The sequence below is a fragment of the Streptomyces sp. CNP082 genome (assembly GCF_059570535.1).
On sequence record NZ_JCANSZ010000006.1, the window covers coordinates 200,045 to 226,171 of the forward strand.

The window sequence follows — 26,127 nt, forward strand, 5'->3', positions numbered from 1 at the left end:
CGTACTCCCCAGGTTGCGTCCGCGCCCCGAACCCGCCTCCCCCCGCATTCCCGCCCAAGGGTAGGCCGCCCCACCGACATCGACGTGCCCGGTCACCGACGGCCCGCTACGGCACGGCCGCCCCGCAACGGCGGCTCCCCGCACGACCCGGGGACACGGTCCCGGACCGCAACGCGTCAGGGCGCCAGCCACCCGGGCCGGACCATCCCCGACTCGTACGCCAGCACCACCAACTGCGCCCGGTCCCGCACCCCCAGCTTCGTCATGATCCGGCTCACGTGCGTCTTGGCCGTCGCCGGGCTGAGCACCAGCCGCGCCGCGATCTCGTCGTTCGAAAGCCCCGCCGCGACCAGGTGCATCACCTCGGTCTCCCGCTCCGTCAGCGCGTTCAGCCGCGGGCCCGGCTCGGGCGCCCGCACCCGCCCGGCGAACTCGGCGATCAGCCGCCGCGTCACCGACGGGCTGATCAGCGCGTCGCCGCGCGCCGCCACCCGTACCGCGTGGACCAGCTCCTCCGGCTCGGTGTCCTTGACCAGGAACCCCGCGGCGCCGGCCCGCAGCGCCGCGTAGACGTAGTCGTCGAGGTCGAACGTCGTCAGGATGACGACCCGCACGTCCGCCAGCCGCTCGTCCGCGGCGATCTGCCGGGCGGCCTCCAGGCCGTCGGTGCCCGGCATCCGGATGTCCATCAGGACGACGTCGGGGCGCAGTTCGCGGCACGCGGCCACCGCCTCGGCACCGTCGCCCGCCTCCCCGACCACGTCGAGGTCGTCCTCGTCCTCCAGCATCGAGCGGAAGCCGGCGCGCACCAGCTTCTGGTCGTCCGCGAGCAGAATCCTGATCATGCCTGGGCGTGCTCCGTTCCGTAGGGCAGCCGGGCGGTGACGACGAAGCCGGCGCCGTCCGGCCGCGGCCCCGCGGCCAGCTCCCCGCCGACCGCCCGCGCCCGCTCCCGCATCCCGCCGATGCCGCTGCCGCCGGCCGCTGCACTCCCGGAGGCGGCGGCACCGGCCTCGGCGCCCCGCCCGTCGTCCGCCACCGTCAGCCGCAGCTCGCACTCACCGTAGTCCAGGCGTACGGTCACGGACGTGGCCCCCCGCGCATGCCGCGCGACGTTCGTCAGCGACTCCTGTACGACGCGGTACGCGGTCAGGTCCAGCTCCGCCGGCAGCGCCCGCTCCGCGCCCGCCACCTCCGTCCGGACCCGCAGCCCCGCCGTGTCCGCGGCCCGCTCCGTCAGCTCGCCCAGGCGCGCCAGCCCGGGCGCGGGCGCCGTGGGCGCCTCGTCGTCGACCTGCCGCAGCACCCCCAGCGTGGTGCGCAGCTCGCGCAGCGTCTCGCGGCTGGTCTCCTTGATGGTGGCCAGCGCGTCGGCGGCGGCCGGGTCCGGGGCGTCGCTCTTCTTCAGCCGGTGCAGGGCGGCGCCCGACTGGACGTTGATGAGCGAGATGTTGTGCCCGATGACATCGTGCAACTCGCGTGCGATGCGCAGCCGTTCCTCGGTCGCGCGCCGGCGCGCTTCCCCCTCGACGTGCGCGCGCCGCCCGTGCCACATCGCGCCCAGCGCCACCACGGCGACCACCCAGCCGGTGAGCATGAACAGCGCGACGCCGTTGACGTTGTCATTCCCCGACAGCGTGCCCGCGGCGGTGCCGGCGACGACGAGTGCGCCCAGCACCGCCGCCGCGCGCAGCCGCCCCGCGGCGGCCACGCAGTACAGCGCGACGACGAGCACGACGAACAGCGGGCCGTCGTACGCGCTGCTCACGTAGTAGACGCCGACGGCCAGGACGACGAACGCCGCCACGGCGACCGGACGGCGGCGGACTGCGTACAGCGACCCGCAGGCGAGCGCGATCAGCGCCCAGCCCAGCGCGGTCGTCGCCCAGGGCTCCCGGCGCTGGCCGACGAACGCCTGCATCGTGCCCAGCGCCACCAGCACGCCCATCCCGGCCGCGAGGGCGGCATCCGCCGCACGGCCCTGCGGCAGGCGGAGCTGACGTACGGGCACGGGCATGGTCCCAGCGTACGTGCCCGGGGCGCACGCCCTGGAGCGCAGGCACAGAGCCCCACGCCGCCCGCCGTACGCCCCGGGCGGGGCGCACGGGCGCACACAGCGGAAGCCCGCCGCCCCCGAAGGGACGACGGGCTTCCGTCTGTCGTGCTGTGTCCTGGCTGCGGTCAGCCTGCGGTCAGCTCTGGCCGCCGGCCAGCTTCTCGCGGAGCGCCGCCAGCGCCTCGTCCGAGGCCAGCGCGCCGGAGTCGTCGGCACCCTCGGAGGAGTACGAACCGCCGCCGGACGGGGCAGGCGCCGAGTCGCCCGCCTCGGCCGCCGCCTGGGCGTCGGCCTCGCGGGACTTGACGACCTGCGCCTGGTGCTGCTCGAAGCGGGTGTGGGCCTCGGCGTACTGGCCCTCCCACTCCTCGCGCTGCTTCTCGTACCCGTCGAGCCACTCGTTGGTCTCCGGGTCGAAGCCCTCGGGGTAGATGTAGTTGCCCTGGTCGTCGTACGAGGCGGCCATGCCGTAGAGCGTCGGGTCGAACTCGACGGCCATCGGGTCGGGCCCGAAGGTCTCGTTCGCCTGCTTCAGCGAGAGGCTGATGCGGCGGCGCTCCAGGTCGATGTCGATGACCTTGACGAAGATCTCATCGCCGACCTGGACGACCTGCTCCGGGATCTCCACGTGGCGCTCGGCCAGCTCGGAGATGTGGACCAGGCCCTCGATGCCCTCATCCACGCGGACGAACGCACCGAACGGCACCAGCTTCGTGACCTTGCCGGGCACGACCTGACCGATCTGGTGCGTGCGTGCGAACTGCTGCCACGGGTCTTCCTGGGTCGCCTTCAGGGACAGCGAGACCCGCTCGCGGTCCATGTCGACGTCCAGGACCTCGACCGTGACCTCCTGGCCGACCTCGACGACCTCGGAGGGGTGGTCGATGTGCTTCCAGGACAGCTCGGACACGTGCACCAGGCCGTCCACGCCACCCAGGTCCACGAAGGCGCCGAAGTTGACGATCGAGGAGACCACACCCGACCGCACCTGGCCCTTCTGCAGGGTGGTGAGGAAGGTCTGGCGGACCTCCGACTGGGTCTGCTCGAGCCAGGCACGGCGGGACAGAACCACGTTGTTCCGGTTCTTGTCCAGCTCGATGATCTTGGCTTCGAGCTCCTTGCCGACATAGGGCTGCAGGTCGCGCACGCGGCGCATCTCGACCAGCGATGCGGGCAGGAAGCCCCGCAGGCCGATGTCGAGAATGAGACCGCCCTTGACGACCTCGATGACGGTACCGGTGACGATGCCGTCCTCTTCCTTGATCTTCTCGATGGTGCCCCAGGCGCGTTCGTACTGCGCGCGCTTCTTCGAGAGGATCAGCCGGCCTTCCTTGTCCTCCTTCTGGAGCACAAGGGCCTCGATCTCGTCACCGACGGCGACGACCTCGTTCGGGTCGACGTCGTGCTTGATCGAGAGCTCCCGGGAAGGGATGACACCCTCGGTCTTGTAGCCGATGTCGAGCAGGACCTCGTCCCGGTCGACCTTCACGATGACGCCGTCGACGATGTCGCCGTCGTTGAAGTACTTGATCGTCTCGTCGATCGCGGCGAGGAAGGCTTCCTCGGAACCGATGTCGTTGACCGCGACCTGAGTCGTGGCGGCCGCGGTGTTCTCGGTGCTGCTCGTCATGTGGGATTGGGCTCCGGTACGGGCAAGTTGAGTCGTCGTCACTCCACGCCGAGAGCCCTGTGATCGCACCGCCGAAGCCGGACAGCCTGAGAGGCGCTCTCCCAGCCCCACAGGTGGGGCCCGGCAGCGCCTCGTGAACCGAGGGGACATACAACAGATGCGAGCGCAGCCTGCTCCGTCCGAGGCACGCAGGCCCGCAGCGCAACTTGTAGCATACGGGGGCAGCCGGGCATGGTCAATGCGCGAAGAGTGCACCTGGGGCATGCCGCCCCATACCCGGCAGCAGTGGCGCTCCGTCACTCTCGCGCGTGGCAGGAAGGTACTACGACGGGTCCGGCCCATGGTCCATAAGTACGAAAATGAGGCCGGCGGTGCCTCTGATGCGGATGCTCCGGCAGAGGCTACCCGACGGCCCGTCCCCGCGCGGGAAACCCGGCAGGCAAGCCGCGGCTGGTGGGACCGCAACGCCGACGACTACCAGCGCGAGCACGGCGGCTTCCTCGGCGGCGCCGACGGCGCGCGCTTCATCTGGGGCCCGGAAGGACTCGACGAGGCCGAAGCGCGGCTGCTCGGCCCGGCGGACTCGCTCCCGGGACGCACAGTGCTGGAAGTGGGCGCCGGCGCGGCGCAGTGCTCCCGCTGGCTCGCCGCGCAGGGGGCACGGCCCGTAGCGCTGGACCTCTCGCACCGCCAGCTCCAGCACGCACGCCTGACAGACCTCGAAACGGACGGAGCCTCGCCGTTTCCGCTGCTGCAGGCCGACGCGACCGCGCTGCCGTTCCGCGACCACACGTTCGACCTGGCGTGCTCCGCGTACGGCGCGGTGCCGTTCGTCGCCGCACCGGTGACGGTGATGCGGGAAGTCAGGCGCGTGCTGCGGCCCGGCGGCCGGTGGGTCTTCTCCGTCACCCACCCCGTGCGCTGGGCCTTCCCCGACGAACCCGGCCCCGAAGGACTGTCCGTCGCCGCCTCGTACTTCGACCGCACCCCCTACGTCGAGCAGGACGAGGACGGGCGCGCACTCTACGTCGAACACCACCGGACGCTCGGCGACCGGGTCCGCGACGTCGTGCAGGGCGGCTTCCGGCTGCTCGACCTCATCGAGCCGGAGTGGCCGCAGTGGCACGACCAGGAATGGGGCGGCTGGTCACCGCTGCGCGGACACCTCATTCCCGGCACAGCGGTCTTCGTCTGCGAAGCGGCCTGAGGAGCGGCCTGAGGAGCAGCCTGAGAGGCCGGCGGCAGACCGGGCGCACTCCGTAGCACACTGGCGTCCGTGGCCATCCGCTCCGACGCACTCGACGCCCTGCCCGTACGCCACGCGCTGCCCGCCCTGCGCACCGCCCTCGACAGCCCCGGCGTCGCCGTACTCGCCGCCCCGCCCGGCACCGGCAAGACCACCCTCGTGCCCCTGGCCCTCGCCGGACTCGCCCCCGGCACCCCCGCCCCGCCCCGCCGGGTACTCGTCGCCGAACCCCGCCGCATGGCCGCACGGGCCGCCGCCCGCCGCATGGCGTGGCTCCTCGGCGAGGAAACCGGCCAGCGGATCGGGTTCACCGTCCGCGGCGAACGCCGCGCCGGCCCCCGCACCCGGGTCGAGGTCGTCACCACCGGAGTCCTCCTCCAACGCCTCCAGCGCGACCCCGAGCTGCCCGGCGTGGACACCGTCCTGCTCGACGAATGCCACGAACGTCACCTCGACGCCGACACCGCACTCGCCTTCCTCGTCGACATACGCGCCGCCCTCCGCCCCGAACTCCAGCTCGTCGCCGCCTCCGCCACCTCCGACACCGACGCCTGGGCACGGCTCCTCACCGCCACCGATGGCCCCGGCGGCACCGCCCCCGCCCCCGTCGTACGCGGCGAAGGCACCATGCACGCCGTCACCGTCGGCTACCGCCCCCCACCCGCCGGCGTACGCCCCCCGCACGGCACCCGGGTCGACCCCGCGCTGCTGGCCCACATCGCCGACGTCGTACGCGAAGCACTCCGCCAGCCCGACGGCGACGTCCTGTGCTTCCTGCCCGGCGTCGGCGAGATCGCCCGCGTCGCCGGCCTCCTCACCGGCACCACCGCAGAAGTGCTCCAACTCCACGGCCAGGCGCCCGCAGAAGTGCAGAACGCCGTCCTGCGCGGAAGCACCCCCGGCCAGCGGCGCACCATCCTGACCACCGCCGTCGCCGAAACCAGCCTCACCGTGCCCGGCGTACGGACCGTCGTCGACGGCGGCCTCGCCCGCGAACCCCGCATGGACCACGCCCGCGGACTCGGCGCACTCACGACCGTGCGCGTCTCCGCCGCCACCGCCGCACAACGGCTCGGCCGAGCCGGCCGCGAAGCCCCAGGACTCGCCCTGCGCTGCTGGTCACAAGCAGAAAACGACCGGCTCCCGCGCCACCCGGCACCCGAGATCGCCCACGCCGACCTGACCGGCTTCGCCCTCCAGGCCGCCTGCTGGGGCGACCCCGACGCCACCGGACTCGCCCTCCTCGACCCCCCGCCGCCGGGCGCCATGGCCGCCGCCCGCGACGTACTGCAAGCAGTCGGCGCCGTAGACACCGCCGGCCGCCCCACCCCCCGCGGCACCCGCCTCGCCGGCCTCGGCCTGCACCCCCGGCTCGGCCGCGCCCTCCTCGACGCCGCCGCCGAAGCCGGCCCCCGCGCGGCAGCCGAAGCCGTCGCGCTGCTCAGCGAACAGCCGCCCCGCACCTACGGCGACGACCTCGCCGCCGCCTGGCGCCGCGCCCGCCGCGGCGGCGACAGCTACGCCCCCCGCTGGCGCCGCGAAGCCCAGCGCCTGCGGCGCGCCCTCGGCACCCCCGCAGCCGACCCGGCACCCCCGCACGCGCACCGCGCCCCCCGCACCGACACCCCACCGCCCGGCGACGACGCCGTCGCCGGACTCGTCGCCGCCCTCGCCTTCCCCGAACGCGTCGCACGCCGACGCGGCCAGGGGTCCTACCTCATGGCATCCGGAACACGCGCAGAAACCAGCGCCGAATCCCCCCTGCGCGGCCAGCCGTGGCTCGCCGTCGCCGTCGCCGACCGGCCCGTCGGCGCCCCCGGAGCCCGGCTGCAGCTCGCCGCCCCCATCGACGAGAACACCGCCCTCCAAGCAGCGGAAACCCTGCTCAGCACCGAAGACGAAGTCACCTGGTCCCCCGAACGCCGCGAAACCCTCGCCCGCCGCGTCACCCGCCTCGGCGCCATCGAACTCCGCACCCGCCCCCTCCCCCGCCCCGACCCCGCCCTGCTCCACACCGCCCGCCTCGACGGACTGCACCGCGAAGGCACCGCCCTGCTGCACTGGTCCGACGGCTCCCGCGCGCTACGGCGCCGGCTGGCCTTCCTGCACCGCGCACTCGGCGCCCCCTGGCCCGACGTCTCCGACGACGCGCTCCTCGCCCGCGCCGACGACTGGCTCGACGACGAACCACGCCGCACCGACGCCGGCCGCGTACTGAGAGGACTCCTCCCCTGGACCCACGGCGAAGCCGCCCGCCTCGACGAACTCGCCCCCGAACGCATCGAGGTGCCCAGCGGCTCCCGCATCCGTATCGACTACGACGACCCGCAGCAGCCCGTACTCGCCGTCAAGCTCCAAGAACTCTTCGGCCTCGACCGCACGCCGCGGATCGCGGACGGCCACGTACCGCTCCTGGTGCACCTGCTGTCACCCGCGGGCCGCCCCGCCGCCGTCACCGCCGACCTGGGTTCCTTCTGGCGGCACGGCTACCCCGCGGTCCGCGCCGAACTGCGCGGCCGGTATCCGAAGCACCCCTGGCCCGAGGACCCGGCCACCGCCACGCCCACCCGGCACACCACGCGCCGCACGAACGCCGGCCGCTGAAGCCCTGACGGGCGTTCGTACGGCCAGGGCCGCTACTCGACGGTCAGCTCCAGCGTCAGCGTCACACCCTCGCTCGTGGTCAGCAGCATCAGGAACTTCCCGGCCCCATCACCGGCGAAGACCGTCGGCAGCTTCACCGTGCCGTCCCCGGCCGTCGTCAGGTTCAGCTTGCGGACCGGATTGCCCTCCGCATCCTTGAAGAACGGGCCCTTGTCGTTCGGCTCGCCCTCCTCCGTGACCATCGCCGCCGTCACCGGGGCCTCCACGGCAGGACCGCCCCGATACGTCACCTTCGCCTCGACGGTGCCGAACTCGCCGCCCGCAGCCGCCGTCAACGCCGCATCACCCACGCGCACCAGACCGTACGACGCCTCCACCTCGGCGGCGAAGTCCACCGGGCTCACCCCGCTGCCCGCCGACGCACGGATCGTGAAGCCGCCCGCCAACTGGCCCGCCTTGACCACCGGCGCCGTCGCATAACCGGAGCTGTTGGTCGTGACGGACGCGGTCTTCCCACCCCCGGCGAAGACCGCACCGGTCTGGCCGCTGATGGTGAACGTGATCGTCCTCGCCGAAACACCGACACCGTCCGAGGTCACGCCCCGCACCTTCGGCCGCTCCGCGAAGTCCGCACCCGTGTACGCGGTGGAAGACTGCGGGCTCGCCACCCGCAGGTCCGATATCACCGGCGCCGGCTGGCCGGGATCGTCGTCGTCATCGGGCGGCGAGGTGTCACCGGGATCCGGGCTGCTGTCGCCACCGCCCCCCTGCTCACCGTCGCCCTTCCCATCCCCCTTGCCGTCGCCGCCGCCCGTACCGGACTTGTCCCCGTCCGAGGGGCTCGGCGACGGGGACGGCGTGTTGATGCCGTCACTGCGGTCGCCCGGGTCGGCGCCGCTGCCGTCGGGCACCGGCTCGGCGCCGCCCTCCTTGTAGAAGTCGTACCAGGTCAGGACCGTACGGAGATACGAATTCGAGTGGTTGTACCCGAGAATGGCGGCTTCCAGATCGTCCTGCGAGGACAGATCACGCCCACCCGCACACAGATACCGCCCGGCGGCCAGCGCCGCGTCATAGACATTGTCCGGATTCCGCACACCGTCGTCGTTGCCGTCGCTGCCCCACGTCGCCCACGTCGACGGAATGAACTGCATCGGACCGACCGCACGGTCGTGACTCTCGTCCCCGTCGTACTCGCCGCCGTCGGTGTCCGTGATGTTGGCAAAGCCATTGCCGTTCAGCACCGGGCCGAGGATGGGATTCCGCGTCGTACCGTCCGCGGTCACATCCCCGCCGCGGGCGTGCCCCGACTCCACCCGGCCTATCGCCGCCAGCAACTCCCACTCCAGGTTGCACCCGGGATTGCTGCGCGCGAGCCGGCTCTCGGCCTGCTTGTACGCGTCGAGAACCGTCGCCGGAATACCGGACTCGTCGGCCTCGTCCTCCAACTCGTCGTCCGGCGACGGGTTGGCGCTCTCCAGCGGCGGCAGGTCGGTGTAGTAAGGAGAACCACCCGTGATCGAGTCCTCCCCGCCCCCCGGCGCCTGGTCGGGAGCGCTCCTCCCGGGAGCCTCCGGCTCCGCGGAGAGCCCCGGCGCCTGGGAGGCCGTGAGCGCCGCCATCGCGGCAGCGGCCACCGCCGCGGTCATCGCACCCTTGCGCAGTCGTCGTCGCGTCGGCGCAGACATGCCTCGCCGTCCCCTCCCGTAGGTCTGCAGGCTCCCCCGCACAGCAATGCTCGCGACCATACGTCAAGTTGATGCCGCGTTCTACCGCCTGTGGATGAACGGTGACGGCACTCGGACACCCCTCGGATACCAGAGGTCGGAGGAGGGACGGGGGGTCAGTACTTCGGCCCGACGTGCGCGTCCATGAGCGCGACGGACGCGCGCCTGGCGACGGAGATGTTGAACGGATCGCACCCGCGGGCCAGGGTCGACCACTCGACGCCGACCCGGTCGAGGGTGTCGGTGAACAGCTTGCGGATGTCGTCGGACTTGTTGCTGAAGAAGTAACGCGGGTACTCGTAGCGCTTGCGCCGGCCCGCGACGAGACGAGTGGTCCAGTTCGTGATCCGGCAACCGTCGGAGTGGATGAGGCCGCGGATGAAGGGCCAGGGATGCCGGTCCAGGATCTCCTGCTGCCACGGCTCGGCGGCGATCCGGCGCTCGTGCTTCTTGCCCGGACCGTGCTGGGGGAGGAGGCACGGCCAGTGGACGCTCCAGCTAGTCACGGCAACACATCCCTCCCGCTGCACACGGCCGACCTTGTTCTCTGGCCGCACTGCACGGATGGCGCCGGCGCAGGCATCGATGAGCCCCGGCCACGCGTCCGCGCAGGCGATGCGTAGGGAGTAGTTGCTACGGTGCTGGCGGCTGACGCATCCGTCACCCAGGTATAACCCGAGCAAGTAGGCGTACGACTCCGGAACGGCAGGCGGGCTCGGCCGCGGCTGACAGCGCACACACTGTGCTCGCCTCACCACGGAGGGGAGCGGTTCCAGCCGCACGAGCCAACTGCGGATCGACGACCGGGACACTCCCATCTGCTTGCTCACGGAGTTCAGGCTTCGCCCCTGGGCGACCAGGGCCAGTGCGCGCTTGCGAGTATCAAGATCATACATGCGCACGAGCGTGCTCTAGCTGGCGGGCTGGACGAGGGGAAATCGCAGCCGATCACCGGATCGTATGAAGATCAAGTGCCCCGGGTGGGATTCGAACCCACGCTGTCGGTGGTTTGAGCACCGTGTCTCTTCCGCTGGACTACCGGGGCATCCGCCAGAGGCGGCGACGCTCAGCTTACAAGAGGTAGGTACCCTCGTGTGTGCCCCTATCGCAGCCAGGCAATACCCGAGGAGCACCGTGAGCGCCCCCGAGACCCCCGAGACCCCGGAGGACGTCGCCGCCGCCTCCGCCGACGGCGACGAGCACGTGCCGCCGCAGACCACCCGGGTGGTCATCGCCGAGGACGAGGCCCTTATCCGGCTTGATCTCAAGGAGATGCTGGAGGAGGAGGGGTACACCGTCGTCGGGGAGGCGGGGGACGGGGAGACCGCGGTGCGGCTGGCGCGGGAGCATCAGCCGGATCTGGTGATTCTGGATGTGAAGATGCCCGTGCTCGACGGGATCTCCGCCGCCGAGCAGATCGCCGCCGACTCGATCGCCCCGGTGCTGATGCTCACCGCCTTCTCCCAGCGGGAGCTGGTGGAGCGGGCGCGAGACGCGGGGGCCATGGCGTATCTGGTGAAGCCGTTCAGCAAGGGTGACGTGGTGCCGGCGATCGAGATGGCGGTGTCGCGGTATACGGAGCTGAAGACGCTGGAGAAGGAGGTCGTCGACCTCACGCAGCGGCTGGAGACGCGGAAGCTGGTGGACCGGGCCAAGAGCATTCTGCAGACCGAGTACGGGCTGTCGGAGCCGGCGGCGTTCCGGTGGATTCAGAAGACGTCGATGGACCGCCGGTTGTCGATGCAGCAGGTGGCGGAGGCGGTCATCGAGGACGACACGGAGAAGAAGGCGAAGAAGAAGCAGGGTTAGCGGGCGGGGCCGGTAGGGATAGCCCCGTGCCGGCGCCCCGGATGCGTGCAGGCGGCCCGTGCCCCCCTCCCCGGGGCACGGGCCGCTGGTGTGCGCTGGCTGAAGCTCCTATAGATCGTCAAGCGGCTTGTGTGAGCTGTTCAGTGGTGATCTGAGGGCAGGGCAGGTGGTGGTAGACCTCGCGGGCGACGAACCGTTTCAGGCAGCGGACGATGTCCTTCTTCGTCATGCCTTCGGCGGTGCGTCTGGCGACGTAGTCGCGGGTGCGCTGGTCGTAGCGCATGCGGACCAGCACGATGGTGTGCAGAGCGCGGTTGGCCTGCCGGTCGCCTCCCCGGTTGAGCCGGTGGCGGTGTGTGCGGCCCGATGACGCCGGGATCGGGGCGGCGGCGCACAGGTGCGCGAAGGAAGCCTCCGAGCGCAGGCGGTCGGGGTTGTCGCCGGCAGTGGTCAGCAACTGTCCCGCGGTCTCGGGGCCGACGCCGGGCAGGGCAATCAGCCGAGGTGCGCCCTGGGTGACCAGCGGGCCCAGATCGGCGTCAGCTTCGGTGATCTCCTCGCAGAGCCGCTGATAGCGGCGGGCGAGCCTGCGCAGCGTGATCCTGGCCGCGTGCTGCGGATCGGTGAGGTCGCCGGCCGGACGGGACCGGGCCAGGGTGTCGATCAGCTCGCCGGTGGCCAGACCTCGCAGTCTCTCGCGGACCGCCGCGGGCGCCGTCACGATGAGATTGCGGATCTGGTTGATGGTCTGGGTGCGAGCTTTGACCGCCGAGCTGCGGGCCACCCGCAGGGTGCGGATGGCCTCTACGATCCCGTTGCGGGTCTTCGGCGTGCCCGAGGCCCGGCCGGAGAGCACGGCGGTGGCAGCGGCGTAGGCGTCGACCGGGTCGGACTTGCCGTTGTCCCGGCGGGCCTTGCGGTCGGGGCGGTCGACCTCGACGACGGTGACGCCGTTGGTGGTCAAGAAGCGGGCGGCCTCGGCACCGTAGGCGCCGGTGCCCTCCAGGCCCACCGCCAGCAGTTCGCCGTGCGATCGGAGCCAGTCCAGCAACTGCTGGTAGCCGTCCGGGGTGGTGGGAAACGCCTTGGTGGCCAGGTGCCGGCCGACCGTGTCGATCACCGCGGCCTGGTGGACGTCGGTNTGGGTGTCGATGCCGCCGATGACCGCTGTCTCGTCTGCTGCCATGCTGGAGCCTGATGTCCTTCCGAACGACGCGTACAGGAGGGCACGCGCCGGTCGGGCAGACGGACAAGACAGTGATGGGACCTTTGGCCGGGCTCCTATGAAGTCACAGATGCCCGACCGGCCACGCGCGCAATGGCTCCGCCCAGACGGCCGACGAATCCGCCCAAGGACAGCCGAAGCGCCAGTCAGTCCTGGAGTCAGACCCTCGGACGGAGCCACAGCAATCATCACTGTCAGTCCTTCCGGCTACGGGCCGAGGTGCCGCTCCGCCCCCGGCCAGCCGTTGATCACGAACTGCGACCCCGGCTCGATGACCACGTCACCCTCCGCCGAGTCGCTGATGGTGACGCCCGTGAGGTTCGCGCTGCCGCGGGCGCCGCCCATGGCGAGGATGCCGGCGCCGTTGTTGGACTTCTCGATCGAGACGTTCGAGATGGTCACGTCCGGCATCTCCCCGCCGCCCGTCTTGAACTGGATCCCGTCGTACGTCGAGTCGTGGATGTCGGTGTCCTTGATCGTCACGCCCGGGATCGGCTGGCCCGCCGGGAAGAGCGTGATCGCACCGAACTCCTGCGCCTCGCCCCAGAACGCGCCGCCGCAGCGGTGCAGGGAGTTGCCCGAGATCACCGTCTCGCCGGTGAACGGCACCGGGTCGTGGTCGGTGGCGAGCATGATGCCCGGGTAGTTCGCCGTGTCGGAGATCAGGTTGTTCTCGACGGTGTTGCCGTAGCCGCCGTAGATCGCGACCCCGTTCGCGCGCCAGGGGAGCTGGATGGTGTTGTCGCGGAAGTGGTTGTCGTGGCCGATGTCGGTGGCCGGGTCCTTCACGTACTTGCTGGCCCAGACCGCCAGCGAGTCGTCGCCCGTGGTGCGGAAGGACGAGTTGACGACCTCGGAGTTGCGGGTGCCGTTGGTGAAGTTGATGCCGTCGGCGTACGTGTTGCGGATCCGCATCCCGCTGAACTTCAGCCCGTCGGCGGGGCCCCACAGCTCCGGCCTGTTGGAGTAGTCGCGGCCGACCCAGACCCCGACGTTGGCGTGCTCGATCCACACGTGGGAGATCTCCGTGCCGACGCCGAACCGGCCGTTGAGACCGACGCCGCCCTCCTGGCCGCCGTCGCCGCCGCGGATGGTGCCGGAGCCGAAGATGGCCAGGTCGGAGATCTTGGTGTTCTTGTCGATGTCGAAGCCGAAGTTTCCCTCGTGCGGGTGGTTGATGCCGCCGGCCTCGTGCGGCGGGGTCAGGGTGGAGAGCTGCGAGTGCCACATGCCGGCGCCGCGGATGTCGACGTTGCTGATGCCGACCTGGTTGTACTGGCCGCCGGCGAGGTCCTCGGTGAGGATCTTCTGCTCCTGCCGCCACTGGCCCGGCGGGACCCAGACGCACTCGATCTCGCCGTTCTGGTCGGCGGTGACGGCCGCCTGCAGGGCCTCGGTGTCGTCGCCGCCGTCGTCGGGCACGGCACCGTACTCGGTGATCGACGTGCACGCGGCCGGCTTCTCGGCGGGCGGCGCGACCTGCTCCAGGTCGATCAGGTCGATGACGTAGAACGCGGCGCTGTCGTCGGCGTCGCGCTGGAGGCGGAAGGTGGTGCCCTCCGGGTAGCTCTGCTCCAGCAGCGCGTGGGACTCGTCGAAGAGCCGGCGGGCGTCGGTCTGCGGGTTGTTGGTCAGGCCCTCCGGGTCGTCGGTGCTGCCGTAGAGCCAACTGTGCTTGGACGACAGGTCCAGCTTCTGCACGAACTCGCCGTTGGCGTACAGGCTGATGGTGGCCTCCTGGCCGCCGCCGCCCGGTGCGTCGGGGATGGAGTTGCGGACGACGATGGAGTTGGTCGGGGCGGTCGAGGTGAACTCGACGTACTGGCCGGTGTTCTCCAGCCGCACCGACTGGCGGCCCGAGGACTCGGACGCGAAGTTCGTGTGCCCGAAGGTCCGCTTCGCGTCGGCCTCCAGCAGGGTGCCGTCGTACGTGCCGGCCTCTGCCTCGTACTCGGCGTAGGGCAGTTCCGCGCCGGCCGCGGCGGCAGCGCCGGCCGCGGCTCCCGTACCGGCGGCGCCGGTGGCGCCGGACCCGGGGGCGGCGCCGGCCAGGGCCGGGCCGGAGAGGGGCAGGACCCCGATCGCGGCCAGGCCGAGCGCCGGTATCCCGACGGCCACACGCCGTCTGAGCTGCTTCCACTTCATGGTGTCCTCTGTTCCGTGGGGGACTGACAGAGTGTGCATGCTGCTTCTTTGCAAGAAAGCAACGTAAGTTTGCGTAACAGAGTCGATGTCTTGCTGAGTGGCAGTCAGAGTTTTGAGGCAGGTCACGGGTTTGTCAATGGTCCGCGCACGCCGCCCGGTCCGGACCGCCGGCGCCGCGCGGGTAGGCTGCCGGAGGGCGGAGGGGAACCGGAAACGTCACCGCGGGAGGATTCGTGCTCGTACTGCTGCCACCGTCCGAGGGCAAGGCCGAGGGCAGGCGCGGAGCCCCGCTGAAGCTCGGCACGCTCTCCCTGCCCGGCCTCACCGCCGCCCGCGAAGCCGTCCTCGACGAACTGGTCGCACTCTGCGCCGCCGACGAGGAGAAGGCCGCCGACGTGCTGGGCCTCACCGAAGGACTGCGCGGCGAAGTGGCGCGCAACGCCCGGCTGCGGACCGCGCCCACCCGGCCCGCGGGGCAGATCTACACCGGTGTGCTCTACGACGCGCTCGGCCTCGCCACGCTCGACGCCGCGGCGAAGCGGCGCGCGTCGGCGTCGCTGCTGGTGTTCTCCGGCCTGTGGGGCGCCGTCCGCATCGGCGACCGCATCCCCGCGTACCGCTGCTCCATGGGCGTACGCCTCCCGGCCGCCGGCCCGCTCGGCGCGTACTGGCGCGGCCCGCTGGACGCCGCCCTGCCGGCGGCTGCGGGGCGCGGGCTCGTCCTCGACCTGCGCTCGTCGGCGTACGCGACGGCCTGGCGGCCCCGCGGCGAACTGGCGGCGCGCACGGCGGCGGTGCGGGTGCTGCACGCGACGGTGGTGGACGGGGTGGAGAAGCGGTCGGTGGTCAGCCACTTCAACAAGGCGACGAAGGGCCGGCTCCTCCGCGACCTGCTGACCTCCGGCGCGAAGCCCCGCGCTCCCGAGCAATTGGTCACGACGCTGCGCGACCTGGGGTACCGGGTGGAGGGAGAGCCGCCGCGGCGGGCGGGGCAGCCGTGGGAGCTGGACGTGGTGGTGACGGAGCTGTAGCCGCAGACCCAGCCGCCCGTCACCGGCCGCCTCTGCCCGCACCGGCCTCGTCCGTCACCGGCCTGTCCGTGTCCCTGTCCGAATCCGTCACCCGTCCCCCCGCACACCCGCCCCAGGGTAGGCCGCCCCACTGACAACGCAGCCCCGCGGACACCGGGTGGGACCCACCCGATTGCACGGTACGCAACGTGCGTTGCGCCGGTATCGCCGCGGGGGGACGATGACGGCGTGACCAGTGATTCCGCCCCCGTGCCCGCCTCCGTCCTCGGCCTCGCGCCCGTCATCCCCGTCGTGGTCCTCGACGACGCCGCCGATGCCGTGCCGCTGGCGCGCGCGCTGGTCGCCGGAGGGCTGCCCGCGGTCGAGGTGACCCTGCGCACGCCGGCCGCGCTCGACGCGATCCGGGCCATCGCCGCCGAGGTGCCGGACGCGGTCGTCGGCGCCGGCACGGTGCTGAACGCCGAGGCCGTGGCCGCCTCCGCCGCCGCGGGCGCCCGCTTCCTCGTCAGCCCCGGCACCACGGACGGGCTGCTGACCGCGATGGCCGCCTCGGGGCTGCCGTATCTGCCCGGGGTGTCGACGGTCTCGGAGGCGATGGGCCTGCTGGAGCGCGGGGTGACGGAGATGAAGTTCTTCCCGGCGGAGGCGTCGGGCGGCACCGCGTACCTGAAGTCCCTCGCCTCCCCGCTGCCGCGCGCCCGGTTCTGCCCGACGGGGGGCATCACGGCGGAGTCGGCGACGCGCTATCTCGCGCTGCCGAACGTCGGCTGCGTAGGCGGTACGTGGATGCTGCCGAAGGCGGCGCTGGCGGCGCAGGACTGGGCGACGGTGACGAAGCTCGCCGCCGGGGCCGCAGCGCTGGGTCAGGGGTCCGGGGCAGCCGCCGCGTACGGGCTCAGCGCAGGTGCGACGTGTCGTTCAGCAGGCGTACGCTCGCGTGCCCGTCCGTGAAGTACGCGACCTCCGACAGCGCCGCCGCCGACAGCTCCATCCGGTACAGCGACTCCGGCGGCGCGCCCAGCGCCAGCCGGACCAGCGTCTTGATCGGCGTCACGTGCGTGACGAGCAGCACCGTGCAGCCGGCGTAGCGCGCGAGGATCTTGTCCCGCGCGACCGCGACGCGGCGGCTGACCTCGGCGAAGGACTCCCCGCCGCCGCTCGGTGCCGCCTTCGTCGAGCGCAGCCAGGCGGCGAGGTCACCGGGGTGGCGCTCCTGCACCTCCGCGAAGGTCAGCCCCTCCCAGGCGCCGAAGTCCGCCTCGCGCAGGCCGTCTTCGACCCGGATGTCGAGCCCGAGCCGCCCCGCGACCGCCTCCGCGGTCTCGCGGCAGCGGCGCAGCGGGGAGCTGACGACGGCCTGGACGGTGCCGCGGGCGGCGAGGAGCCCGGCGGCGGCAGCGGCCTGGCCGCGGCCGACGGCGGAGAGCACGGGGTCCGTGCCGCCGGCGCCGGAGAAGCGCTTCTGGGGGGTGAGGTCCGTCTCACCGTGGCGGAGCAGGAGGAACGTGGTGGGCGTGCCGAGGTCGGAGCCCCAGCCCACGGCGGGTGTCCCGGCCGTGCCGGCGCCCTCGGCCCGTACCCCGGCACCGCCCCGGACCGCGGTATCGCCCCGGACCGCGGAAGAGTCCGCCCCCGCCCCCGCGTCCAGTTCCGCGCGCGACGCCGCCGCGCTCCACCGCTCGCCCCGCTTGCCCGCGTCCATCGCCTCGTTCGCGAGCCGGTCCGCGTGCTTGTTCTTCTCCCGCGGAATCCACTCGTACGACACCCGCCCCGGCGGAAAGATCTCCCGTGCCTCGGCGGCCAGTTCACGCATCCCGGGGTGCTTGATCTTCCAGCGCCCCGACATCTGCTCGACGACGAGCTTGGAGTCCATCCGCACCCGGACCTCCGCGTCCGGGTCGAGCGCCCGCGCCGCCCGCAGCCCGGCGATCAGCCCCCGGTACTCCGCGACGTTGTTGCTCGCCACCCCCACGTGCGCGGCTTCCTCGGCCAGCACCGCGCCGCCCGCGTCGCGCACCACGGCGCCGTACCCCGCGGGCCCGGGGTTCCCCCGCGAGCCGCCGTCCGCCTCGACGGTGAACACGCGCCGGGCCGGTCCGGGCATCAGAGGCCGGATTCGGGTGTACGGACCAGGATCCGGCGGCAGTTCTCGCACCGTACGACGGTGTCGGGGGCCGCGGCCCGTACGTCGTTGATCTCGGTGATGTTCAACTCCAGCCGGCAGCCCTCGCAGCGCCGCTGGTACAGCCGGGCGGCACCCACGCCGCCCTGCTGCTCGCGCAGCTTGTCGTACAGCTTCAGCAGGTCGGCGGGGATCTCGCCGGCGGCGTCCGCGCGTTCCTTGGTGACCGTGCCGGCCTCGGCGTCGATCTCGCCCACGGCCGCGTCCCGCCGGGCCGCGGCATCCGTGATCTTGGCCTGAACCGACTCGACCCGGCCGGTCAGCTCCGCCACCCGCTCCTGCACGGCCTCGCGGCGCTCCATGACCTCCAGGACCACGTCCTCCAGGTCGCTCTGCCGCCGGGCGAGCGAGGCGATCTCGCTCTGCAGGTTCGCGAGGTCCTTGGGCGAGGTCACCGCGCCGGAGTCCAGCCGCTGCTGGTCCCGCGCGGCGCGCTGGCGCACCTGGTCGACGTCCTTCTCGGCCTTGGCCTGCTCGCGTTCGGTGTCGCTCTCCTCGGTCTGCGCGGCGACGAGCAGGTCGCGGTGCTGCGCGAGGTCGGCCTCCAGGCCGGCGACCTCCTCGTGTTCCGGGAGGGTGCGGCGGCGGTGCTGGAGCTGGGTGAGGCGGACGTCGAGGGCCTGGACGTCCAGCAGGCGGATCTGGTCGGCGGGCGCGGCGTTCAAGCTGGCTGCTCCGGGCTCGTAGGGGCAAGGCTGGCGTGGGGGGTCTGCGACCCGGTGGGGGGCGCGGTCGGGGCGGTGGGGGGCGCGGTCGGGGCGGTGGAGTGAGTGGTCCAGGGGTCGGTCACGATACGCGACACATGGGTGCGCAGACCCCATCCGTTCCGGTCCGAGATCGCGTCCAACTGCGCGGCGGCCTGCTCGCACCAGGGCCACTCCGTGGCCCAGTGGCCCGCGTCGATCAGGTACGGGCGGCCCCCGCCGGCGAGCGCAGCGTGCTGCTGCGCCTCGGAGACCGGGTGGTGGCGCAGGTCGGCGGTGACGTAGACGTCGACGCCGGCGGCCCGTACGGCGTCGAAGAGCCCGTCGCCGGAGCCGCCGCAGACGGCGGCGGTACGGACCTCGCCGGCCGGGTCGCCGGCGACGCGGAGTCCGGTGGCGGTACGGGGCAGGGACGCGGCGGCGCGGTCGGCGAACTCCCGTAGCGGCACGGGGGCGTCCAGCTCGCCGAGGCGGCCGAGGCCGCGACGCCCTGCGGGGTCGTCGGCGTCGGGCACGAGCGGGCCGGTGACACGCAGGCCCAGCGCGCCGGCGAGGGCGTCGGAGACGCCGGGGTCTGCGCGGTCGGCGTTGGTGTGGGCGACGTGCAGCGCGATGTCGTTCTTGATGAGGGTGTGCACGACGCGGCCCTTGACCGTGCCGGCCGAGACCGTGGACGTGCCGCGCAGGTAGAGCGGGTGGTGCGTGACGATCAGGTCGGCGCCCGACGCGACGGCCTCCTCGACGACCTCCCGGACGGGGTCGACGGCGAACAGCACGCGCTCCACGGGGGCGTCGGGGTCGCCGCACACCGTGCCGACCGCGTCCCACGGCTCGGCGCGGCCGGCGGGCCAGAGGGCTTCGAGCGCGGCGACGACGTCGGCAAGTGCAGGCACGGGGCAAGGCTACCTCCGCCGGCACGGCCCGGGCGCGGCGCCCGCCCGGAAGCACAGCGGGGCGGCGCGGCGAAGCGGAACGGGGCATTCGCCACCCGTATGTGTGAAGTGCCCGGCGCCGCGCCGATTGCCTTGACGTGCGAAAACTACCTTCGGTGCGGAGGTGAGCGGACCGGATGAGGCCGAGTGCAGAATCGATTCCGTCAGCGGCGGAGGGGACGGCGGCGGCGACCGTCCCGGCGACCGCGGCGGGGGACGCGACGACGACGGCGGATGCGGTAGCAGTCCCGGGGACGGCGGACCGGGACTCCGACGCGGGTGCGAGTACGGGTACGGGGGCGGAGGCGGCGGGTGCGCCGACACCGGCGGACGCGGGGCCGCCGGCCGCCGCGGGAGGGCCGACTGCCGCCGGCCCGGCGCCCTTTGCCGGCCCGCCACACCAGGCGGCGGCGTCCCAGGCAGGACCGGCGCCCCAGGCGGGGGCAGCACTCCACGCAGGGGCAGCGTCCCAGGCAGGACCGGCGCCCCAGCCGGGTGCGGCGTCCGTCATGGAGGCCCGTACCGCCGCGGCGGACGCGACGAGACGGGCGGCAGCCGCGATGGTCGCGGTCTCCGGGACGGCCCCCGCGCCCCCCGCCGCCCGGGCACGCCCCCGCCCCCATGTCCCCGGCCCCCCGGGCTCCGCCGCCCCCGGCCGCGCCGTCGGCCGGGCCGGGTTCACCCTCACCGCCGACGGCACGTACGGCGCCTGCCTCGCCACCGACGCCGACGGCAACTGGTTCCCCGAACGCTGGACCCTCCACGGCCCCGAGGCGTACACCGTCCCGCTCCCCTGCGCGCAGCCGGAGGAGCCCGGGACCACGGTCCTGCCCCTGGCCGACGGCCGCGTGCTGATCCGCCGGCTCGTCGCCGGCACCGAGCACGCCTTCTCCCTGTTGCACCCCTCCGGGCCCGACACCACCGAGCAGCCCCTCGGCTCGGTGGCCACGCCCCGGCTCGCGCTCGTGCCGCCCGCGCCGGAGAGCGTCGAGGTGTACGCGCTGGCGCCCCCGGGCCCGGGCGGCGAGACCACCGCCGTGTGGCGGGTGTACGGCGGCGGCTTCGCTGGCGCCGGCACGGCGCACCCCGAGCGGGTCGGCGAACTGCCGGGGCGGTGCGCGGGCCGCGGCTGGCTGGACCGTACGGGCCGGACGCTCGCCGTCGACCAGGAACGGGACGGCCGGACGAAGGCGGTGGCGGTCGGGCTGCACGGCGGGGTGGAGGTCAGCCCGCTGCTGGAGCTGACCGCGCGGAGCAACGACCGCCTGCTGCTCGCCGATCCCGACAGCGGTCTGCTCCTCCTGCGCTCCGACGCCCCTGGGCGCGACCGGCTGGGGTGGGGGGTGCTGGGCAGCGGGCGGCCGGCGCGGTTCCCCGACGCGCTGTGCCCGCGGGACACGGCGGTGACGCCGTTCGCGGTGCAGCCGGGGCAGGTGCTGACGCCGGAGCAGTGCGGGGTGGCGCTGCGGCTCGACGGTCCCGGCGGCTGCCGGCTCGGGGTGTGGCGGCCCGTGGCGCGGCGGCTCGTCCAACTGCCGCCGCTGCCGGGGTGGATCGCCGGCAGCGGGCTGTGGACGCAGCGGGGCGAGCTGCGGCTGCCGTACGCGACGCCGGCCCACCCCTGCGGCCTGGCCCGCCTGGCGGTCCCCGACCCGGCGGCGGACCCCGCGGAAGCGGCGGCGGTACGGGAGGGGGCGTGCCCGGCACCGGACCCCGCCCCGGACGGGGCCGCCGGCGAGGAGGACACCCCCACGCGCCCCGTACCGCTGCGCCAGGCCCCGCTCTGAACCCTCAACGCACCGCGCCACGGCCGCACTCGGCGGCACTCGGCGGCACTCGGCGGCACAGCTCCCGGCCGCCCGCTCTCATATCCGGACCGGGCTCAGGCGTGCTCGACCACCGTGTCCGCCAGCACCGGCGCCTCGTCCCGCTCCACCGCGCTCGCGGTCAGCCGGATCCGCCCGCTCCCCGCCGGTCCCCCCGGCTCCGGCCACATCCGGATCCGCAGCGTCTCCCCCGGGTACGCCACCCCCGCGAACCGCGTCGCGTACGCCCGCACCCGCGCGGCGTCCCCGTCCAGGACCGTGTCCACGGCCGCCTTCAGTGCCATCCCGTACGAGCACAGCCCGTGCAGGATCGGCCGGTCGAACCCGGCCCGCGCGGCGAACTCCGGGTCCGCGTGCAGCGGGTTCCAGTCGCCGGACAGCCGGTAGAGCAGCGCCTGGTCCTCGCGGATGCCGCGGTCGACGACGTGCACCGGCTGCCCCCCGGGGGCGGGCAGGCGCGGCGCCTGGCCGCGCTCGCCGCCGAAGCCGCCTTCGCCGCGCACGTAGAGCTGGGTGTCGGACGTCCATAGCGGGCCGTCTTCGTCGGCCGCCTCGGTGCGCAGCACGAGCACGGCGGCCTTGCCCTTGTCGTACACGGCGGCGACGCGCGACGCGCGGACCGCCTCGCCGGCGGGCGGCAGCGGGCGGTGCAGGGCGATGCGCTGGGCGCCGTGGAGTACGGCGGTGAGGTCGACGTCCACGCCGGGGGCGTCGAGCCCCGCGCTCTCGCCGGCCACGCCGCCGGTGCCGCCGGCGACGGTGGCGAAGCTGGGCAGCACCTGCAGCCGGTCTTCGAGGACGTAGCGCAGCTCGGCGGGGTCGGCGGCGGGGCGGCCGGCGCCGATGCCCAGGTGGTAGAGGAGGACGTCCTTGCGGGTCCAGGCGAGCAGGGTCTTACGGGGCGCGGCGGCGAGGGCCCGGGCGGCGTCGATGGGCATGGTGGCGGTGGCTCCTTCGCCGGCCGGGGCACGCCCGCGGCCCGGGGGCCGGGAGGCCGAGGGGGCGGGGGCCGCGGGGCCGGGACGACCGTGGGGACGGGGGTGCGTGGTGCATGGACGCCGCGGCCGAGTGCGTGACAAGACCCCGGCGTGCCGTCCGCACCAGTCGGCACGCCGGGGTCGCTCTCGGGGCGCGGCCGGAACGTGCGACAAGAACACGTTCTCACCGCCGGATATATGTATAACGCAGTCCTCCGCGGTTGGGAAGACCGTAAAGCACCTTTACTGACACTCCGTCAGCATTCCACCCATGGACAGTCGGCGGTGCATACGCGCGATCCCGCGCCGCCGTTCAGGGGACAGCCCGGCCAGGCTTCTTGTATGCCTTATCCCGTTCCTGTGCATTCAGCACATGCGCGGATATAAACCGACTAGTACTACCATCGCGGCGCTGGCACTCACCGCCGCCCTGCTCACCGCCGTCACCGCCTGCGCCCACGGGCCGGACGGCACCACCACCGACGAGGGCAAGGCCCCCGGCAGCCAGGGGCGGTCGCCCTTCACCCTCGTCGCCACCGGCGACATCCTCCCGCACGACTCGATCATCGAGCAGGCCAACCGGGACGCCGGCGGCGAAGGCCACGACTTCCGGCCCATGCTGGCCGGCGTCGAGCCCGTCATCTCCGCCGCCGACCTGGCGATCTGCCACATGGAGACGGTCTACGGGCCGGAGGGCGGCCCGTACACCGGCTACCCCTCCTTCGTCTCCCCGCCGCAGCTCGCCACCGCGGCCAAGGCCACCGGCTACGACTCCTGCTCCACCGCCTCCAACCACACCCTCGACGCCGGCTTCCCCGGCGTCACGCGCACCCTCGACGCCCTCGACGCCGCCGGCGTCGCCCACGCCGGCTCCGCCCGCACCCCCGCCGAGGCGCTGCGGCCGGCAATGCTGGAGGCGGGCGGCGCGACGGTCGCGCAACTCGCGTACACCTACGGCACGAACGGCCCTCAGTTGCGGGACCAGCCGTGGGCGGTGAACATCACCGACCCCGAGCGGATCATCTCGGACGCGCGCCGCGCCCGCCGGGCGGGCGCCGACATCGTCGTGGTCAGCCTGCACTGGGGCACGGAGTGGCAGGACGCGCCGGACGCCACCCAGCAGCGGCTCGCCCGCCAGTTGACCGGCTCGCGCTCGGCCGGGGCGCCGGACGTCGACCTGATCCTCGGCACGCACGCTCACGTCCCGCAGGCGTACGAGAAGGTCAGCGGCACCTGGGTCGTCTACGGCATGGGCGACCAGATCGCCGGCCGCATGATCAACAACGCGGGCGACCGGGACCCGCGCGGCAACCAGGGCGCCATCGGCCGCTTCACCTTCTCCCCGCCGGCACCGGACAGCGCGCGCTGGCGGGTGACGAAGGCCGAGTTCCTGCCGCAGTTGATGGACCACGAGAGCGCGGGCCCGCCGCGGGTCGTCGACCTGAACGCCGAACTGGCCGACGGCGACGCCCCGGAACACTACGCGCGCGTACGCGACCGCATCAGCGACGTCGTCCTCAGCCGCGGCGCGGGCGCGGACGGGCTGACCACGCCCCGCTGACACCCGGCACCCGGCGCGGAGCACCTGCCGCGCCCCGCACCCCCGCCCGGAACCGCCACCCGGGAACCCTCGGCTGCCCCTCGGCTGCCCTGCCCGGCTCACGCCTTCGCCGGCACCGGCGCGGCGGCCGGGCGGGGCAGGGCTATGAGCATCAGCGCCGCGCAGCCCAGCAGGATCCCGACTCCCGTCTGGAACGCCAGCGAGTACCCCGAGGCCAGCGTCTCGGGACCGGACTCGGCGCCGATGCGGGTGGCGGCCACCGTGGACAGCACCGCGAGACCCAGCGAACCGCCCATCGTCCGCGACGTGTTCATCACCCCGGACACCACGCCCGCGTCGTCCGCGGGCACCCCCGAGGTCGCCAGGTGCGCCAGCGGTGTGGCCATGAAGCCCACGCCGGCCATCATCAGGACCCCGGGCCCGGCGATGTCGGTGAGGTACTCGCCACCCGCGCCGGCCGTGCTCTGCCACAGATAGCCGCCGGCCGCCATCGCCACGCCCGCGATCGCCAGCGCCTTCGCGCCCGTACGGGCCAGCACCCGCGGCGCCAGCTTCGAGGCCGCCACGATCGTCAGCGAGTGCGGCACGAAGCCGGCGCCGGCCTCAAGAGGCGTGTAGTCGAGGACGTTCTGCATGTAGAGCGACAGGAAGTACCAGGACGAGAACATCGCCGCGCCGGTGACGAACATCGCCGCGTTGGCCGCCGACACCGCGCGCAGCCGGAACAGCCCCAGCGGCATCAGCGGCGCCCGGGTCCTGGCCTCCACTGCCAGGAACACCCCGACCAGCGCCAGCCCGCCGAAGAGCGGCAGCAGCGCCGCGGCCGACGTCCACCCGCGGCTCTCGGTCTGCACGATCCCGTACGACACGGCGCCTATCCCGGCGGTGACCAGGACCGCGCCCGGGACGTCGAGCCGCCGCCGGACCCCGCCCCGGCTCTCCGTCAGCCACAGGGCCGCGCAGATGAGGACCGCGGCGCCGACCGGCACGTTGATCAGCAGCACCCAGCGCCACGACAGCGCGTCCGTCAGCACCCCGCCGACGAGCGCACCGGCCGCGCCGCCGCCCGCGCCGACCGCCGTCCACGTCCCGATCGCGCGCACCCGCGCCGGGCCCTCGGGCACGGAGGAGGTGACCAGCGTCAGCGTCGAGGGCGCCAGCACCGCGGCACCGACGCCCTGCGCCGCCCGCGCGGCGAGCAGTTGCCACGACTCCTGCGCCAGGCCCCCGGCGAGGCTGGCGGCGGTGAACAGCGCGAGGCCGACGAGGAAGACGCGCTTGCGGCCGAAGATGTCCCCCGCCCGGCCGCCGAGCATCATGAGGCCGGCGAAGGCCAGCGTGTACAGGTTCACCACCCACTGGAGCCCCGACGCGCTCATCCCCAGATCCGCGCGCATGGACGGCAGCGCGACGTTGACGACGGAGACATCGAGCACGACGAGGAACTGACCCGCGCACGCCGTGGCCACGATGATCCACAGCGGTGCGCCGGCACGGCGCCCGGCCGCCGCGGGCGGCCGGGTGACGGGGGGCGACTGGTGCATGGTGCCCATGCTCCCACCTGGGTCCGACACCCGCACGGGCATATGGGTGTACGGGCCATCCGACCCGGGTCGTAGGCCGATGGGGCAGGATCGTGCGCGTACCCGGCACCGGCGGCGCCGCCCCGGCCAACACGCGCACCGACCGAAGGAAGGCACCGCCGATGGCACTCGAACGCGAGCGGCAGCACGAAAGCGGACCCGCCCCCGCACCCCGCCCCGCCCCCGCCGGCACCTCCCCCGCCGGTCCTTCTCCCGCGGGTCCTTCTCCCGCCGGTCCTCCGCCCGCCGTCCTCGCCGCCTTCGAGGCCGCCCCCGGTTTCATGCCCCGTGACGAGGGCCTCGCCCTCCACGCCGCCGCGGCCGAGGCCGCCGGCCTCGGGCTCCCCCTGCTGGAGGTCGGCACGTACTGCGGCCGTTCCACGATCCTGCTCGCCGAAGCCGCCCGCGCCGCCGCCCGCCCCGGCGTCGTCGCCGTCACCGTCGACCACCACCGCGGCAGCGAGGAGCAGCAGCCCGGCTGGGAGTACCACGACCCCGCGCTCGTCGACCCCGCGACGGGCCGGATGGACACGCTGCCGACGTTCCGCCGCACCCTGTACGCGGCCGGCCTCGAGGACCACGTCATCGCCGTCGTCGGCCGTTCGCCGCAGGCCGCCGCGGTGTGGAACCGGCCGCTCGGGCTGGTCTTCGTCGACGGCGGCCACACCGACGAGCACGCCGCCGCCGACTACGAGGGCTGGGCCCCGCACATCGCGCTCGGCGGTCTGCTGGCCGTGCACGACGTCTTTCCCGACCCGGCGGACGGCGGGCAGGCACCGTACCGTATCTACCGGCGCGCGCTGGAATCCGGGGCGTTCACGCAGACCGCCGCGCTCCGCAGCCTGCGGGTGCTGCGCCGTACCGGCGAGGGAATCTGAGGCTCCGATAC

The 26,127-nt window shown here is 73.5% G+C and carries 20 protein-coding genes and 1 tRNA gene; 8 read left to right on the forward strand and 13 right to left on the reverse strand.

The window, feature by feature from the left end:
* Nucleotides 1-176: 176 nt before the first annotated feature.
* The 3 genes from B124_RS07895 to rpsA form a co-directional block, all read right to left on the reverse strand.
* The gene (locus B124_RS07895; protein ID WP_496501952.1) at nucleotides 177-845 is read right to left on the reverse strand and encodes a response regulator; all 669 of its coding nucleotides are present in this window, start codon (nucleotides 843-845) and stop codon (nucleotides 177-179) included.
* Nucleotides 842-2,017, reverse strand: coding sequence for a sensor histidine kinase (locus B124_RS07900; RefSeq protein ID WP_496501953.1), 1,176 nt, complete (start codon nucleotides 2,015-2,017; stop codon nucleotides 842-844). The genes B124_RS07895 and B124_RS07900 overlap by 4 nt, the downstream gene beginning before the upstream one ends.
* Nucleotides 2,018-2,192: 175 nt before the next feature.
* Nucleotides 2,193-3,686 carry a 30S ribosomal protein S1 gene (gene rpsA / locus B124_RS07905; RefSeq protein ID WP_496501954.1) on the reverse strand — a complete coding sequence of 498 codons (1,494 nt, stop codon included), beginning with the start codon at nucleotides 3,684-3,686 and terminating at the stop codon, nucleotides 2,193-2,195.
* Nucleotides 3,687-4,026: 340 nt separating this feature from the next.
* On the opposite strand from rpsA, the gene B124_RS07910 reads away from it, so the two are divergent.
* Complete coding sequence (locus B124_RS07910) at nucleotides 4,027-4,893, forward strand: class I SAM-dependent methyltransferase (RefSeq protein WP_496501955.1); 867 nt, start codon at nucleotides 4,027-4,029, stop codon at nucleotides 4,891-4,893.
* Between the two features lie 69 nt (nucleotides 4,894-4,962).
* Nucleotides 4,963-7,536, forward strand: a complete 2,574-nt coding sequence (gene hrpB / locus B124_RS07915; protein ID WP_496501956.1) for an ATP-dependent helicase HrpB — start codon at nucleotides 4,963-4,965, stop codon at nucleotides 7,534-7,536.
* A 32-nt stretch (nucleotides 7,537-7,568) separates the two neighbouring features.
* On the opposite strand, the gene B124_RS07920 is transcribed toward hrpB, so the two are convergent.
* From B124_RS07920 to B124_RS07930, 3 genes are all read right to left on the reverse strand, one after another.
* A complete protein-coding gene (locus tag B124_RS07920) occupies nucleotides 7,569-8,984 on the reverse strand; it encodes a lytic transglycosylase domain-containing protein (RefSeq protein WP_496502043.1) in 1,416 nt (471 codons plus the stop codon).
* A gap of 395 nt (nucleotides 8,985-9,379) precedes the next feature.
* Nucleotides 9,380-10,159, reverse strand: a complete 780-nt coding sequence (locus tag B124_RS07925; protein ID WP_496501957.1) for a transcriptional regulator — start codon at nucleotides 10,157-10,159, stop codon at nucleotides 9,380-9,382.
* A 76-nt stretch (nucleotides 10,160-10,235) separates the two neighbouring features.
* Nucleotides 10,236-10,308: transfer RNA gene (locus B124_RS07930), tRNA-Leu, on the reverse strand.
* Nucleotides 10,309-10,397: 89 nt separating this feature from the next.
* Between B124_RS07930 and B124_RS07935 the strand changes: the two genes are divergently transcribed.
* Nucleotides 10,398-11,072, forward strand: a complete 675-nt coding sequence (locus tag B124_RS07935) for an ANTAR domain-containing response regulator (RefSeq protein ID WP_496501958.1) — start codon at nucleotides 10,398-10,400, stop codon at nucleotides 11,070-11,072.
* A 118-nt stretch (nucleotides 11,073-11,190) separates the two neighbouring features.
* Here the strand turns inward: B124_RS07935 and B124_RS07940 are convergent, their stop codons facing one another.
* Both B124_RS07940 and B124_RS07945 read right to left on the reverse strand, forming a co-directional pair.
* Nucleotides 11,191-12,258, reverse strand: coding sequence for an IS110 family RNA-guided transposase (locus tag B124_RS07940; protein ID WP_496501959.1), 1,068 nt, complete (start codon nucleotides 12,256-12,258; stop codon nucleotides 11,191-11,193).
* A gap of 246 nt (nucleotides 12,259-12,504) precedes the next feature.
* A complete protein-coding gene (locus B124_RS07945) occupies nucleotides 12,505-14,442 on the reverse strand; it encodes a right-handed parallel beta-helix repeat-containing protein (RefSeq protein ID WP_496502044.1) in 1,938 nt (645 codons plus the stop codon).
* A gap of 233 nt (nucleotides 14,443-14,675) precedes the next feature.
* Between B124_RS07945 and yaaA the strand changes: the two genes are divergently transcribed.
* Together yaaA and eda are read left to right on the forward strand one after the other, a co-directional pair.
* Nucleotides 14,676-15,473: a peroxide stress protein YaaA gene (gene yaaA, locus B124_RS07950; protein WP_496501960.1), complete on the forward strand. Its 798-nt coding sequence runs from the start codon at nucleotides 14,676-14,678 to the stop codon at nucleotides 15,471-15,473.
* Between the two features lie 228 nt (nucleotides 15,474-15,701).
* Nucleotides 15,702-16,424 (forward strand): bifunctional 4-hydroxy-2-oxoglutarate aldolase/2-dehydro-3-deoxy-phosphogluconate aldolase, encoded by a 723-nt coding sequence (eda, locus tag B124_RS07955; RefSeq protein WP_496501961.1) that lies wholly within the window; start codon nucleotides 15,702-15,704, stop codon nucleotides 16,422-16,424.
* Here the strand turns inward: eda and B124_RS07960 are convergent.
* Genes B124_RS07960 through B124_RS07970 form a run of 3 tightly spaced genes read right to left on the reverse strand, consistent with a single transcriptional unit; the run spans nucleotide 16,369 to nucleotide 19,252 of the window.
* Nucleotides 16,369-17,577: a bifunctional RNase H/acid phosphatase gene (locus B124_RS07960; protein WP_496501962.1), complete on the reverse strand. Its 1,209-nt coding sequence runs from the start codon at nucleotides 17,575-17,577 to the stop codon at nucleotides 16,369-16,371. The genes eda and B124_RS07960 overlap by 56 nt on opposite strands.
* The gene (locus B124_RS07965) at nucleotides 17,577-18,320 is read right to left on the reverse strand and encodes a zinc ribbon domain-containing protein (protein WP_496501963.1); all 744 of its coding nucleotides are present in this window, start codon (nucleotides 18,318-18,320) and stop codon (nucleotides 17,577-17,579) included. Before B124_RS07965 ends, B124_RS07960 begins: the two co-directional genes overlap by 1 nt.
* A complete protein-coding gene (locus B124_RS07970) occupies nucleotides 18,317-19,252 on the reverse strand; it encodes a Nif3-like dinuclear metal center hexameric protein (protein ID WP_496501964.1) in 936 nt (311 codons plus the stop codon). The genes B124_RS07965 and B124_RS07970 overlap by 4 nt, the downstream gene beginning before the upstream one ends.
* A 599-nt stretch (nucleotides 19,253-19,851) precedes the next feature.
* On the opposite strand from B124_RS07970, the gene B124_RS07975 reads away from it, so the two are divergent.
* Nucleotides 19,852-21,078 carry a hypothetical protein gene (locus tag B124_RS07975; protein ID WP_496502045.1) on the forward strand — a complete coding sequence of 409 codons (1,227 nt, stop codon included), beginning with the start codon at nucleotides 19,852-19,854 and terminating at the stop codon, nucleotides 21,076-21,078.
* A 95-nt stretch (nucleotides 21,079-21,173) separates the two neighbouring features.
* On the opposite strand, the gene B124_RS07980 is transcribed toward B124_RS07975, so the two are convergent.
* Complete coding sequence (locus B124_RS07980) at nucleotides 21,174-22,055, reverse strand: MaoC/PaaZ C-terminal domain-containing protein (RefSeq protein ID WP_496501965.1); 882 nt, start codon at nucleotides 22,053-22,055, stop codon at nucleotides 21,174-21,176.
* A gap of 412 nt (nucleotides 22,056-22,467) precedes the next feature.
* Between B124_RS07980 and B124_RS07985 the strand changes: the two genes are divergently transcribed.
* Nucleotides 22,468-23,655, forward strand: coding sequence for a CapA family protein (locus tag B124_RS07985; protein WP_496501966.1), 1,188 nt, complete (start codon nucleotides 22,468-22,470; stop codon nucleotides 23,653-23,655).
* Nucleotides 23,656-23,753: 98 nt separating this feature from the next.
* Here B124_RS07985 and B124_RS07990 read toward each other — a convergent pair whose 3' ends face one another.
* A complete protein-coding gene (locus tag B124_RS07990) occupies nucleotides 23,754-25,208 on the reverse strand; it encodes an MFS transporter (RefSeq protein ID WP_496501967.1) in 1,455 nt (484 codons plus the stop codon).
* Between the two features lie 311 nt (nucleotides 25,209-25,519).
* Here B124_RS07990 and B124_RS07995 point away from each other — a divergent pair, with 311 nt between their 5' ends.
* Nucleotides 25,520-26,116, forward strand: a complete 597-nt coding sequence (locus tag B124_RS07995) for a class I SAM-dependent methyltransferase (protein WP_496502046.1) — start codon at nucleotides 25,520-25,522, stop codon at nucleotides 26,114-26,116.
* The last annotated feature ends 11 nt before the right edge of the window (nucleotides 26,117-26,127 follow it).